The sequence below is a fragment of the Undibacterium sp. Di24W genome (assembly GCF_049340325.1).
In the GTDB taxonomy this organism is placed as follows: domain Bacteria; phylum Pseudomonadota; class Gammaproteobacteria; order Burkholderiales; family Burkholderiaceae_D; genus Undibacterium.
On the sequence record NZ_JBMPOP010000001.1, the window covers coordinates 74,511 to 88,130 of the forward strand.

Annotated in this window: 11 protein-coding genes and 1 pseudogene; 9 read left to right on the forward strand and 3 right to left on the reverse strand. The window is 45.1% G+C overall.

Annotated features, from left to right (window positions below; all coding sequences use genetic code 11):
* Window positions 1-72 precede the first annotated feature (72 nt).
* Together ACO0KZ_RS00285 and tkt are read right to left on the reverse strand one after the other, a co-directional pair.
* Complete coding sequence (locus tag ACO0KZ_RS00285) at window positions 73-657, reverse strand: GNAT family N-acetyltransferase (RefSeq protein WP_422991573.1); 585 nt, start codon at window positions 655-657, stop codon at window positions 73-75.
* 41 nt (window positions 658-698) lie between these two features.
* Entirely contained in the window at window positions 699-2,702 is a 2,004-nt protein-coding gene (tkt, locus tag ACO0KZ_RS00290; RefSeq protein ID WP_422991575.1) for a transketolase, read from the reverse strand.
* Between the two features lie 178 nt (window positions 2,703-2,880).
* On the opposite strand from tkt, the gene speE reads away from it, so the two are divergent.
* The 9 genes and pseudogenes from speE (at window position 2,881) to ACO0KZ_RS00335 (ending at window position 10,760) form a co-directional block, all read left to right on the forward strand.
* The gene (gene speE / locus ACO0KZ_RS00295; protein WP_422991577.1) at window positions 2,881-4,143 is read left to right on the forward strand and encodes a polyamine aminopropyltransferase; all 1,263 of its coding nucleotides are present in this window, start codon (window positions 2,881-2,883) and stop codon (window positions 4,141-4,143) included.
* Between the two features lie 156 nt (window positions 4,144-4,299).
* The gene (locus tag ACO0KZ_RS00300; protein WP_422991579.1) at window positions 4,300-4,743 is read left to right on the forward strand and encodes a hypothetical protein; all 444 of its coding nucleotides are present in this window, start codon (window positions 4,300-4,302) and stop codon (window positions 4,741-4,743) included.
* 5 nt (window positions 4,744-4,748) lie between these two features.
* Window positions 4,749-5,879 (forward strand): glutathionylspermidine synthase family protein, encoded by a 1,131-nt coding sequence (locus ACO0KZ_RS00305; RefSeq protein ID WP_422991581.1) that lies wholly within the window; start codon window positions 4,749-4,751, stop codon window positions 5,877-5,879.
* A 50-nt stretch (window positions 5,880-5,929) separates the two neighbouring features.
* Complete coding sequence (locus ACO0KZ_RS00310; protein ID WP_422991583.1) at window positions 5,930-6,337, forward strand: DUF350 domain-containing protein; 408 nt, start codon at window positions 5,930-5,932, stop codon at window positions 6,335-6,337.
* A gap of 92 nt (window positions 6,338-6,429) precedes the next feature.
* Entirely contained in the window at window positions 6,430-7,155 is a 726-nt protein-coding gene (locus ACO0KZ_RS00315; protein ID WP_422991585.1) for a 16S rRNA (uracil(1498)-N(3))-methyltransferase, read from the forward strand.
* Between the two features lie 139 nt (window positions 7,156-7,294).
* Window positions 7,295-7,945: pseudogene (locus tag ACO0KZ_RS00320) on the forward strand (DUF4214 domain-containing protein); the annotation flags it as partial.
* 153 nt (window positions 7,946-8,098) lie between these two features.
* Complete coding sequence (locus ACO0KZ_RS00325) at window positions 8,099-8,680, forward strand: peptidylprolyl isomerase (RefSeq protein WP_422992745.1); 582 nt, start codon at window positions 8,099-8,101, stop codon at window positions 8,678-8,680.
* Window positions 8,681-8,948: 268 nt separating this feature from the next.
* Window positions 8,949-10,091, forward strand: coding sequence for a methyltransferase (locus ACO0KZ_RS00330; protein ID WP_422991587.1), 1,143 nt, complete (start codon window positions 8,949-8,951; stop codon window positions 10,089-10,091).
* A 141-nt stretch (window positions 10,092-10,232) separates the two neighbouring features.
* The gene (locus tag ACO0KZ_RS00335) at window positions 10,233-10,760 is read left to right on the forward strand and encodes an isochorismatase family protein (protein ID WP_422991589.1); all 528 of its coding nucleotides are present in this window, start codon (window positions 10,233-10,235) and stop codon (window positions 10,758-10,760) included.
* Between the two features lie 269 nt (window positions 10,761-11,029).
* Here the strand turns inward: ACO0KZ_RS00335 and ACO0KZ_RS00340 are convergent, their stop codons facing one another.
* On the reverse strand, window positions 11,030-13,210 hold the full coding sequence (locus ACO0KZ_RS00340; protein ID WP_422991591.1) for a M4 family metallopeptidase: 2,181 nt from the start codon (window positions 13,208-13,210) through the stop codon (window positions 11,030-11,032).
* Window positions 13,211-13,620 lie beyond the last annotated feature (410 nt).

Below are 13,620 nucleotides of genomic sequence, written 5' to 3' on the forward strand. Positions count from 1 at the left end.
GTCAATATTGCGAGGAACGCGGTTTCAGCGCCTACAACGCGATGCGCCCGAATATGGGGTTTATATAAACCGCTATTGCATAGCGCGCGGGAACGGCATTGCATCCGCCGATGCCATCATTACATTCAAATCACTCCAACCGTAACCGACTTCAGTCAGATCTAATCCATCCCAGCTAAAATCTTGCTCGATGAGGATCTCTCCACCGAGTTCTTCGTAAAAATTGCGCGCCTGTGCATTGCCATCAATGACCCAGATCACACAACTGGTGCAGCCCATCGCTTGTAGCGAACGAGCCGCTTTGTGTAACATACGTTTGCCTATGCCACAGCGTTGCCATTGTGGGCGAATATAAATGGCATTAATTTCGCCATCCTTATCCAATTTAGATTCAGGCAATTTCATCGCCGAAACAAAACCAACAATTTCATTTTCACTGACTGCGACATACACGCACAAGCTGTCTTCTTTCACAGGTAATGCCTGCAATATCGTACGCCAATGCAGTACGTTTTGGTTCATGTCCATCTCAGCCAAATAGCTATCAGGGATCATGCCGCGATAAGTCGTGCGCCAGCCTTCGATGCGTATTGCTGCTATCGCTTCCGCATCGGCGACTGTGGCACGACGTAATTGGATTTCCTTGATTTTATTCATATTGAGTCTGGATCACTTGAGCGTGGTCAAAATAAACTGACTTAAGCCAAAACCGATTTAACTTTCGCCACCACGTTCTCTACCGTGAAGCCAAAGTATTTAAACAAAACACCTGCTGGAGCAGATTCACCGAAAGTATCGATACCGACCACAGCGCCTTCTAAGCCTACATATTTATGCCAGAATGCCGTAACGCCAGCTTCGATCGCCACACGTGGCAAACCTTTACCCAATACGCTCAACTGATAAGCTTTATCTTGACGATCAAATACATCGGTTGAAGGCATAGACACCACGCGCGCCCAAATACCTTGCGCGGCCAATTCCGCAGCAGATTTCACAGCAAGTTCAATTTCAGAACCGGTCGCAATCAACACCACTTTCGCATCCGCTGCGTCTTGCAAAATATAGCCACCGCGAGCGATATCTGCTACTTGTTGCGCAGTACGTTCTTGGAACGGCAAGTTTTGACGGGAGAAAATCAAAGTCGAAGGGCCATCCGCACGTTTGATTGATTCAGCCCAAGCCACTGTCGATTCTGTGGTGTCGCATGGACGCCAGTTATCCAAGTGCGGGATCAAACGCATGCTGGAGATGTGCTCAACTGATTGATGCGTAGGGCCATCTTCACCCAAGCCGATTGAGTCATGTGTGAAAACGAACAGTGTGCGGATTTTCATCAACGCTGCCATACGAATCGCATTGCGGCTGTAGTCGGAGAAAGTCAGGAAAGTCGCGCCAAATGGCAAGTAACCACCATGCAAGGCGATACCATTCATGATCGCGCTCATACCGAATTCGCGTACACCATAATTGATGTGATTGCCGGCTTGATTTGCGCGTACAGCTACGCATTCTTTCCAGTTAGTCAGATTCGAACCTGTCAAATCGGCAGAACCCCCGAGGAATTCTGGCAAGCTTGGAGCAAAAGCTTGAATCGCATTTTGACTCGCTTTACGCGTTGCGATCGTTTCTTTTTTCTCGACTACTGTTGCTAAAGCAGCTTTAACGACTTCGTCGAAATTAGCTGGCAACAAATTATTCATACGACGCGTCAATTCTGCCGCTTTCGTTGGTTGAGCCGCGCTATAAGCAGCAAATGCTGCATTCCATTCCGCCTCTGCTTTCGCGCCATCAGCTTTAGCATCCCATGCGCTGTACACATCCGCTGGCACTTCAAACGGTGGATAATTCCAATCGATATTGGCACGAACCGCAGCAACTTCTTTGTCACCCAATGCAGCACCATGCACATTGTGCGTACCTTCCATATTCGGTGAGCCTTTACCGATCACAGTGCGGCAGCAAATCAGTGTTGGTTTATCAGAGGCTTTTGCCGCGATGATCGCTTGATTAACCGCATCGACGTTGTGCCCATCGACAGCACGAATCACATTCCAACCATATGCTTCAAAGCGTGCTGGCGTATCGTCAGTGAACCAGCCTTCAACATGGCCGTCAATCGAGATACCATTATCGTCCCAGAATGCGGTCAGTTTATTCAACTTCCACGTTCCAGCTAAAGAACAAGCCTCGTGTGAAATACCTTCCATCAAGCAACCGTCGCCCATGAAAACATAAGTACGGTGATCAACAATATTCGCGCCATCGACATTAAATTCTGCAGCAAGTAATTTTTCAGCCAATGCCATACCAACAGCATTAGTAATACCCTGACCCAGTGGGCCTGTCGTCGTTTCTACACCTGGAGTGATGTGAACTTCAGGATGGCCAGCTGTCTTGGAGTGCAATTGACGGAAATTGCTGATTTCAGACATAGGCAAATCGTAGCCTGTCAGATGCAACAAGGAGTAGTGCAACATAGAACCATGGCCGTTCGACAAAACGAAACGATCACGATTGACCCATTTTGGATTGGTCGGATTATGGCGGTAGTGACCTGCCCACAAGGCCACCGCGATTTCTGCCATGCCCATAGGAGCTCCTGGATGACCAGAATTGGCTTTTTGAACAGCGTCCATAGACAATGCGCGAATCGCATTGGCCATCTTGGAGGTATTTTCAGGCTGGAAAGTGGATGTCATAGCGGCAGAGGAGGTAAGTTTATAAAATCGAGCACTAGAACGAAACAGGGCCTACCCTAGGTGCCAAGCAAATATATTGCTTCAACATTATCGTTTCATTCCATAAAGTGCGTTATTTTACCAGAGCAGCGCCTCACAGAATACAATTGCGACTTTCACATCATTTTTAGACGGATTTATGGAAGGTTTGCACCTTACTGCGGATTGCTTTAATTGCTTATGCGATCCCACGCTGTTATTTGAAAAAAACCGCTTAAGCGAATTGGTTCGTCAACATACGAACCAAGCAGGTCTGACGATAGTGGGTGAAATGTTTCATTCCTTTACTTATCCAGACGGCAGTGCAGCAGGCGTAACTGGCACCCTACTCTTGGCTGAATCACACGTCGCGATTCACACTTGGCCGGAACGTCAAGCGGTCACTTTAGATGTCTATGTCTGCAATTTTGAAAAAAACAATAGCGCAAAAGCACGTGACATCGTCGACCGATTGATTGCTGTTTTTCAGCCGCAGCAAGTTTCGCGTCAAGAATTACAACGCGGTTTGCAGCCATCCAACGACGTCGCGCCAGCAATAGAGCATTTAAGTCCTTACACAGCAATGCAAACACAAATTAGCGAAATGCTTGCCGAGGTTCAAAGCCCATATCAGCTAATACAAATCGCAGACACACCCGAATTCGGAAAAATCATGCGCATTGATGGTGCCATGATGACGTCGGAAAAAGATGAGTTTTATTATCATGAAGCTTTAGTGCATCCTGCCGCGATCACGCATGGTCATCCAAGAAGTGCACTGATTATCGGCGGTGGAGATGGTGGTTCGACAGAAGAACTATTAAAATATCGCAGCATACAAAACATCACACTATGCGAAATTGATGAACAAGTCATTACCCTATCGCGTCAGCATTTAACGACTATTCATCAAAACGCATTCGACTCACCTAAGGTCAATATCATTCACACCGATGGCTTTGCATTTATCCAAGAGAATCAAGAAAAAGATCGTGAATTTTACGATTTAATTTTATTGGATCTCACCGATCCAATTGCGCCAAATGGAAGCAATTTAGCAGAGTCATGCATGAGCGAAGAATTCTTCCGCGCCTGCTATACAAGATTAAATACGGGTGGTTCTATCGTCCTACATTTAGGTAGTCAATTTTACCATCAAGCGCGCTATCAAACTACATTGGCACGTTTAACAAAAACATTTGATGTAGTTAATCCCTATGCTGTTTTCATTCCTCTATATGGCGCTTTATGGAGTATGGCGATTGCGACAAAATCGGACCAGGCAAGGAACATTTGGGGCCCTGCAAATTTAACAGCTAGCTTAATTAATGAGCGGCTACTTGAACAAAAAATAACCGACTTGCGATACTACAGCGCAGGGGTGCATGCAAGCATGTTTGCGCCATCTATCAACATGCGCTAAAAATCCTTGCCACTGTGCACTGCCTTCACTCACAGAAACAACAGGTCTTCAGCAACGGTAAAACAAAAGCACGAAGACCATTACAAGCAAGCATCGCAGTATTACAATGGCAACTCACATTCTTAATAGAATCTTTGAAAATAACAAGGAGTGCCGATGAGCACACAATACAAACGCCGCGTTTCTCAAAGCTTGCCATTGATGTTGGTCGCCTCTGCTGCGGTTGCCAGTTTAACCGGGTGCAGCAATGATGGTCCCAACGCCAATCTCGCCAGCGTACGTGACGAATACAAAAGTTTAGAGGACTGCAAAGAAGACTGGGGCAGCACCGATCCTTGCCAACCACAGCCAGCGCCCCCAAATAGCAATGCCATAGCCAATACTGGCAATACGTCGGGCGGCCATATATACACAGGTCGCTACTGGGGACCAAGCTACTACGAAGGACAACGCCACATTGCGCAACGTAGTTTTTTGGGAAACCAATTTAACGGCAGTAGCTCACAGTTAAGCGATAAAGCTGTAAGTCGCAACGTGACTCGCAGTGTTAGCCGTGGTGGCTTTGGGTCGAGTTCTCGTGGCTTTTCTGCCGGGGGCTAAACGCGATGATCCGTGAATCATTAACACCACGTTCAAACTGGCAAAAACAATTTGAAGATTTAGGTTTCAGCTATCATTCGATTGATGGATTGTACTGGGACGAACGCTATGCATATCGATTTACGGCACAACAGATTGATGTATTAGAACAGACAACGATCGATCTACATCAAATGAGCTTGCAAGCAGTGGAGCATGTAATTCGTCAAGGACAAATCGAACGATTTGCAGTGCCTCAGGCATTTTGGTCGCAAGTTGAAGAGAGCTGGCGCGACAAAGAATTCTCTTTGTTTGGCCGCTTTGATTTGAGTTGGAATGGCATCGGCGCACCCAAGATGTTGGAGTATAACGCCGACACGCCGACAGGTTTAGTAGAGTCCTCGGTGGCACAATGGTATTGGCTGCAAGACGTATTTCCTGACACCGATCAATTCAATTCTTTGCACGAAAAGCTAATCGAGCAATGGAAAAAATTTGATAGCAAAGGTGTCTTGCACTTTGCTTGTGCCGATAGTGAAGAAGACATCGGCAACCTTTCCTATTTACGTGACACGGCGATTCAAGCTGGTTTTGCGACCAAACAAATTCTGATTAATGATTTGGGATGGGATGAAACCAATGCGGAATTAGTCGATGACAATGATGTCAAAGTCGACAATCTATTTAAGCTCTATCCATGGGAATGGCTATGCCGTGAACAGTTTTCATCGCACTTACTGAGCCGCCCTGCACGTATCATAGAGCCCGCATGGAAAATGATTTTATCGAACAAAGCGATCTTGCCAGTCTTGTGGGAATTATTTCCAGATCACCCCAACCTGCTGCCAGCATATACAGAAGCTTGGCGCATCAGCGGCAACTTCGTCAAAAAACCTTTACTGTCGCGTGAAGGTGAAAACATTTCGATTTATGCCGACGGCAATGTGATACATACTGACGGCGAATACGGTCACGAAGGTTTTATTTACCAAGCCTATGCGCCACAACCGAAATTCGATGATGGCATCACACCAGCATATACCTCGATCGGTTCTTGGGTAGTCGGAGATGAAGCTGCGGGTATAGGCATACGTGAAGACGAAACATTGATCACGAAAAATACCAGTCGTTTTGTGCCCCATTATTTTGTGGACTAAATTCAAATCAGTACTAACAACAGAAATTTATCGTTTTTTGAAAGATTACTATGAGCGCACAATTTTTAGCCTATGGATTCCCCGCTTTCATCAGCCACTTCGGTTCAGCACTCGCATTTTTGTTTCTTTTTATCGCGATCTATATTCGCATCACGCCTTACAAAGAAATTGCTTTAATTCGTGAAGGTAATACCGCCGCAGCGGCTAGTTTATCTGGTGCGGTTTTAGGTTATTGCATTGCCCTCGCCTCCTCCGTTGCACATAGTGTTGATTTGGCCGACATGTTGATTTGGGGAGCGATTGCGCTGGTGATTCAATTATTAGCATTCTTTGTGGCGCGCCTGATTTTGCCTGACTTGATCAAGGATGTTCCTGAAAACAAACTTGCTTCTGGTGTTTTTCTGGGCTCACTCAGTTTAGGTATGGGTATACTTAATGCAGCCTGTCAGTCATATTGATCGCCAGATAAACGCACAGCAAAGAATTATTCTTCAAATCAGCAATGGCACTTCATAGCGCCATCTTTATAAAGTTGTAAGCAAAGCCTCTTATGCCTCGTTTTTTTTGCCCTCTCCCGCTCGCCATCGGCGCGCATCTCGATCTACCGGATAACACGGCACATCATGTATTTGTACTGCGCCTTAATGTTGGTGATCAAATTGAATTATTTAATGGTGAGGGTGGTAGCTACTTAGCCAGTTTAACGAGTATCAGCAAAAAAAATGTGTCTGCCGAGGTGAAAGTTTTCCTACCTGAAGAAGTTGAATTACCCTTCGGTCTGAGCTTAGCGCAGGCGCTACCGGAAGGCAGCAAGATGGATTGGATTATAGAAAAAGCGATAGAGCTGGGCGTGAGCACGATACAACCATTGGCCGCACAGCGCAGTGTTGTGAAATTAACGGCAGAACGTGCAGAGAAAAAAATGAGCCATTGGCAAGCAGTCATTCAAGCGGCCACCGAACAATGTGGCCGCAAGAGAATTGCACATCTGGCAGATCTAATGGACGTGCAAAAATGGCTAGCTCAACAGGATATGCACCGGCGCGTACTGCTGTCACCACGCGCCGAGACATCCCTGGCAGATTGGGCGCGCCACCATCCAGCACAAGCACTCACCATAATGATAGGGCCAGAAGGTGGCTTTTCAGAAACAGAAGAGAAATTGGCGCTACAACACGGTGCGTTGGTGCTAAGCATGGGGCCACGGGTTCTGAGAACCGAAACCGCCGGACTTACTGCAATCAGCGTATTAAGCGCTGCTTGGGGCGGTATGTAGTTAGGGGTTGCTAACACTCGATGTGAATCTCAGTAACTGTTACAACTTGGAACATTTCATGAATTGATTTTCTCAGAATACTCCGCCATTCATCGCTATAATGTTCGTTTTAGCAGCATAATAAATTAGATACTAAGCTATGAAAACTTTCAAAAAAAATCCCCTCCTTTCAAGTCTTTTGTCCCACCTACTACTCAGCGCTAGTCTGCTCTTGAGTGCCTGTGGTGGCAATCAATCAAATAGCGCGATTCAACCTACGGTGGCATTTAGTTTGCCGCCAGCTAGCGCGCCAGCTGATAATATCGTAACCGTGTCTGGTTCTCGCAATAGCGTTGCGATCAAACGCACCAGCAATAGTTTCTCTTTGGTTGATAAAGGCATAGTTGGCGGCACCACAGCATTAGCGTCAAGTAAAACCAGTGTGAAGTTTAGTGACTTCACCGTTAATCTATACATCGGCGACAAATCAAAAACGATATCGGCAGCCGATTTGCAAAGCTTGACTGAACTGTATATTGCTTTCTTTAATCGTGTCCCAGATGCTGACGGTATGGCATTTTGGATCGACAAAATCAAAGCAGGCATGAGCATTTCTGAACTCGCCAATAACTTCTATGCAGCTGCAATTGTGTATTCGGACTTAACTGGCTATAGCGACTCCATGTCGAACGCGGATTTTGTCCGAAGAATTTATTTAAATGTACTTGGTCGAAGTGAAGTCGACGCAGAAGGACTTGCGTATTGGACAGCTGCGTTGAATGATAAAAGCAAAACACGTGGTAATTTAGTGAGTGCGATCGTAGATGTTGCCCACAAATTCAAAGGGAACACCCAATACGGCTGGGTTGCAGATTTATTGGATAATAAGATTGCAGTTGGCAGCTATTTTGCAATTCAGCAAGGTTTAAACTACAACACTAGTGCCGACTCTATCAAGAAAGGCATGGATATTGCGAAGCTGGTCTCGGCCACTGATATCAAAGCGGCGCGAGACTACATTGGTGTAACTGACACAATTGATTTAACTGTTGCTGCGCCAATACCTCAGGTCAGCATCAAGACTTCCATGGGCGAAATTATTGTGGAACTTAACCCAACAAAAGCGCCTATCACTGCCGCTAATTTTTTACGTTATACCGACGTGGGATTCTACTCAAACAAGATTTTCCATCGCGTCATAAGTAATTTTATGATTCAAGGCGGAGGCTTCAACCAAGATATGGTGGAAGCCTCAACTTACTCACCCATTAAATTGGAAGTAAATAACGGTCTGAGCAATCTACGTGGCACGATTGCAATGGCTCGCACTAGTGTCTACGATTCAGCGACTTCTCAATTTTTTATCAACGTGGTTGACAATGTTTTCCTTGATACTAACGGTGGTGGCTATGCAGTTTTTGGTAAAGTCGTCTCTGGCATGGATGTAGTCGACAAGATAAAGGCGGTGCCAACCACAACCCGCAGTGGATATTCTGACGTACCAACCACGCCGGTCATAATCAATTCAGTAAGCCGCTCCAACTAATCTAGTAAAGCCAAGGAATGGGCGCCATGCGCCCATTTTCTTCACACTCTGCATGCTTGTTCAAATTTGCTCTGATTTAAGCTTAAATAGAGAGAGTTCGATTCAAGCCAAAGTTCTTTGCATATTCACTTTCTTTGCTACACTTCCGATTTCGACCGATTTCGCGAAATGTGCATTTATTCTTTCTCTCTAAGCTTCTAAAGCTCAGCAAAAATATGTACACAATCGTGTGATCGATCGACACATCCAACTATTCAAGGCCAGTATCATGAACGCCCCGTCGACAATCATTCGCTGGACAGAAAATAACATTGAACATAGTTCAAACTGGCATTCCGAAAATGGCACAGCTGCACCAAAACGGGTGCAAATTGCCGATGACACAATGAATGCAGAAACCGCCTACCGCCTCGCTTGCGAAGGAACGGCGCTGCTGTGGCGCGGTGACTTTCAAAATGCGAAAAATTTATTGCAAGCGATAGCGCGTCGCATCGACAAAAAACCTCAAAAGAAAGAAAAACCAGCGAAAGCGGAAACAACACCTGCTCAAGCTTTTCATCTCCATAGACAGGCGCAATCACAAAGAGCACGCGTATTGGCTATGCTATTGATCTCTTTTGATGAAAATTTCCATATTCCTTTGAGACGAGCGCCAGATGTCCTGCACGCTTGTTCCGAAGTATATGGTCAGGGCAAAGCGCCTTTTGTCACCTCATTGCGCGAGTTGTTAGGTGTCATTGGCGCACATGAATGGCGTAAAAATGGCGTAGAAATTCCAGCCATTGGTGGCAAAATTTACCCCTATTACGGCGTTTTTTCACCGATCCGTGGAGAGTACCTTGAGTTACTTGCAAAAGCCCCATTACCTTCAACCACGCTTGCTTTCGATATTGGTACTGGTACGGGCGTCATTTCCGCCTTATTGGCTCGACGTGGCGTACAAAAAATCTTGGCAAGTGATCAAGATTCACGCGCGTTGGCCTGCGCAGAAGACAATTTGCGGCGCCTCGGCATTACAGATCAGGTAGAGCTAGTCAAAACCGACTTGTTTCCATGTGGGCGCGCGCCGTTAATTGTGTGTAATCCACCATGGATTCCTGCTCGACCAAACTCTGCGATTGAATATGCTGTGTATGACCCGGACAGCCGTATGTTGCGAGGCTTTTTGAGTGGCGTTGGAGCGCATCTGGAGCCAGGTGGCGAAGCTTGGTTAATCATGTCTGATTTGGCAGAACATTTGGGCTTACGTAGCTCACAAGAATTCTGGAGCTGGATAGATGCTGCCAATTTGGAAGTCGTGGGCAAAATGGATATCCGTCCTCAGCATGCAAAATCAAAGGATACTAGTGACCCCTTATACCAAGCGCGTGCCGCAGAAATTACTTCACTTTGGAGGTTGCGTATCAAATAAGTTAGGGCGCTCACAGCGCAGGACAAAACGCGCATCAATTCTGATTCTGTATTATTCATCTAATTTCGGATATTGAAAACGATGAATATTCCAGAATCAATAAACAGCACGCGCAAACTTAATTTAATCTAAAAATTTACTATGCAAGCACTCATCATTATCGACATGCAAAATGCATGGATAGAAGAACATCCACGCTACGAGCTTGATGCAATTATTGACCGCATTAATCGTCTGATTGCCCATTTCAGACAACAATCCAAGCCAATTATATTTATCCAACATGAACAAGACAGTGTTCAGTCGAATACTTATGGTTGGCAGATCGATGACAAGCTTCATCGTCATGTATCTGATCACTACATCAACAAAACCGCTTGCGACTCATTTGAAAGCACTAGATTACTTGAGCTTTTACACAAAGAGGCTTGCACAACGCTTAGCATTTGTGGGTTGGCAACGGAGTTTTGTGTGGATACTACCTTGCATTCCGCCTTATCACATGGATTTGATGTAATCGCTTTGAGTGACGCACACACGACAGCAGATCGCACACACTTGAACGCAAAATCAATTATTGAGCACCATAATTGGGTATGGGCCAATCTCGCTTTACCAACACAACGAAAACTACAAGTAATTTCGACAATAGATTATTTGAAATCATAGATTCCAAAGCCCATATGGATTTTCAGCACTTATCAATTTTTTGAATGATTAGGCCCTAACTAGATATTAATTTTCTAGACGGAACGATACTTGAATCATATCAGGGCATCATTGCCGGACTAAAAGAAAAAAGCCGTCAATCGACGGCTCTTTATTTCATAGAGAAAATTAAATCAAATGGGACCAAGCACTCGATCTAATTTCCTCTACTTTTAACAAAGTACTTAGCGAATTAATCGTTGCTTATATACTTCGCGATTACTTCGTTATTACTGAACAACTGCTTTTACACTTGCACTACCAACCGCAGTATAAGCATTGACTAACAAGTAGTAAGTACCAGCTGCAGGTGCACTGAAAGTGATAGTTTCAGTATTGGTTGCGCCATCAGATTTCTTCGTATAGCTAGTAGTTGTTGGCGCTGTCGTCATACGAGCATACAAATCGCCGTCACCAGTACCGCCAGACATTGTGAACGTCAAACTCGTCTTACCAGCTGGAACCGTGATGTTAAACACCTTAGATCCACTTGCGGCCAAAGTCACTGATTGTGCGACACCACTGACCAATACATTACCCGTTGGCGGTGTTGTACCTGTATCATAACTAGCAACAATTGACGCACCGTTCACCGTCGCATACGCATTCGCCAACAGATAATATGTACCTGCGGTTGGTGCAGCGATTGTAATCGTTTCAGCATTGCTAGATCCATCAGATTTTGCCAAATACGCTGTGGTAGTTGGTGCCGAACCTAATTTAGTATACAAATCGCCATCACCAGTTCCGCCGGACATTTTAAATGTCAAGTTCGTAGCACCAGTTGGTACTGCGAATGTGTAACTAGCACCTTGACCTGCCGCTGCAGAGAAGGATACAGATACATCTTTCGTCAAGACACCGCCACCTGGAGGCGGCGTTGTACCACCACAACCACCAGTCACACCAACAGATGCGAAAGCTGCAGTGACATCCGCCACCGCATAGTTGCGGTTAATCGCAGCTTTCTCTACGCCACATGCACCTTGGTTAAACGTGCTGTTTGCAGTCCAGTACAAACGATTAGCATCAGCCATCACTTCAAAAGCTTTGCGTACTGTCCAGCCTGATTTTGTTGCTAACAGATAGAAAGCTTTGTTAAACACGCCACTAGTGTGATGCACGTCCATGCTACTGGTATATTTGCTCGCATGACCGATAGAGATTCCATCTAATTCTGGGTTGTACATGTAACGCATTGCACCAGAACCTTTTTTGATGTCGTCACCGACCATGAATGTGCCAGTACCACGCATATACCACGCAGCCGCCTCACCCGCCATATCAGAGAAGGCTTCATTCATACCACCGGACATACCTGAGTAAACCAAACCAGAGTTCTGCTCTGTAAAACCATGACTGACTTCATGCGATGTAACACCCAAAGAGACCAAAGGATGGAAGGTAGAACCGCCATCACCGTAACTCATGGCAGTACCATCCCAGAATGCATTTTCGTAGTTAGTGCCATAATGAATGCGCATTTGCAATTTGCTTGCAATTGGGCGTAGGCCTAACCAATCTTGGTACATATTGAACACAACGTTACCGAAGAAATGGCCATCATTCAAAGGAGAATATGCACCATTAATTTCTTTAAATGTATTTGTTGGGCAAGTAAATTTGAATAAAGTACCAGAACCAGTAGTCGCACCATTCATGTTGTATGTATCGACATTTGGACTAGTCATTTGGCAGGTGCTCGATACGTTCAATGGACCATAGGTGGAACCACTACCCGCTGCACCGTATGTATAGCGACCAATACGTTGATTACCGCCAGGGCCACCAGCGTCTAAATGCGTTAGTCCTTCCCATTGTTCCAACACCGCGCCAGTGTTTGCATCAATCAATGCATGCGGACGACTTGGAGCACCGTTCGCAGCAATTGTCACATACGAAGTCAAGTAAACCAGCTTAGCGACATTGTTCGCGCCTAATTTGACAAACAATTTTGATTGCTCATTGCTTGTATTAGCAGGACGCTTTGCATTCTTCAACAAACCCAAAGCTTGAGTTTCTGAGTACAATGGTTTTGCGCTTGGAATATCATTAGTCAAATTGTTCAACATCGCGCCATGGAATGAGCGAGCCTCAGTGGCAACGATAGATTGACTGCTATCTTTATGCTCGACGATTGCTTCACCCCAAACTGGAACACCTTGGTGTAACTGCTCGTAGCGCGTAACGACTTTACTGCCATAATTTTGACTACGAACTGCGCGCAAATCAGATGCGCCCAAGCCTAAAAATTCATACGCTTGAGAAGATCCACCTGCAAAAGATTTGTTTTGCGGTCCTTGAAATTTACCCAAATCGATGCGATCCGCTGCGGAGGCATTGAAAGTGGCTGCGATCATCGCTGCTAACAATGTTGGGCGAATCACTTGTAACTTGATACTCTTTTTCATTTTTTTCTACCTTTTTTGTCGAAAAACTCCCTAAGTACATAATTGACCAAAGCTTTTGACTTCAGTCCCCATTTTATGATTGCCGGTTTTGCTCCATTTTCTTGGTAATGAAGTGGCAATACGCTCTTATTTCTGAGACTGTCGAATACGCCTAGAATTTTTGACAAATCTCAAGTGGCGTGTGCTAGTAGAACAGAGGAAGATGATCTTGGAAACATTCAATTTTAGTCATGAAAATAGCTTTTTTTACAACTCAAAGTAAGCTATCAAAACTAAATTTTGTATTGGTCGCGCCGATTGTTCAAAATTAAACAAAAAAAGAAGGAAAAGCACCGAATAATCTTCACTATGAAACTTTTTATCACAAGTGTTTAAATAATAACATACAAAACTTTTTTACAACACTGAAG

Coding starts and splice junctions, on each gene's coding strand:
- ACO0KZ_RS00285 (WP_422991573.1), bottom strand. CDS start 657: ATGAATAAAATCAAGGAAATCCAATTACGTCGTGCCACAGTCGCCGAT.
- tkt (WP_422991575.1), bottom strand. CDS start 2,702: ATGACATCCACTTTCCAGCCTGAAAATACCTCCAAGATGGCCAATGCG.
- speE (WP_422991577.1), top strand. CDS start 2,881: ATGGAAGGTTTGCACCTTACTGCGGATTGCTTTAATTGCTTATGCGAT.
- ACO0KZ_RS00300 (WP_422991579.1), top strand. CDS start 4,300: ATGAGCACACAATACAAACGCCGCGTTTCTCAAAGCTTGCCATTGATG.
- ACO0KZ_RS00305 (WP_422991581.1), top strand. CDS start 4,749: ATGATCCGTGAATCATTAACACCACGTTCAAACTGGCAAAAACAATTT.
- ACO0KZ_RS00310 (WP_422991583.1), top strand. CDS start 5,930: ATGAGCGCACAATTTTTAGCCTATGGATTCCCCGCTTTCATCAGCCAC.
- ACO0KZ_RS00315 (WP_422991585.1), top strand. CDS start 6,430: ATGCCTCGTTTTTTTTGCCCTCTCCCGCTCGCCATCGGCGCGCATCTC.
- ACO0KZ_RS00325 (WP_422992745.1), top strand. CDS start 8,099: ATGGATATTGCGAAGCTGGTCTCGGCCACTGATATCAAAGCGGCGCGA.
- ACO0KZ_RS00330 (WP_422991587.1), top strand. CDS start 8,949: ATGAACGCCCCGTCGACAATCATTCGCTGGACAGAAAATAACATTGAA.
- ACO0KZ_RS00335 (WP_422991589.1), top strand. CDS start 10,233: ATGCAAGCACTCATCATTATCGACATGCAAAATGCATGGATAGAAGAA.
- ACO0KZ_RS00340 (WP_422991591.1), bottom strand. CDS start 13,210: ATGAAAAAGAGTATCAAGTTACAAGTGATTCGCCCAACATTGTTAGCA.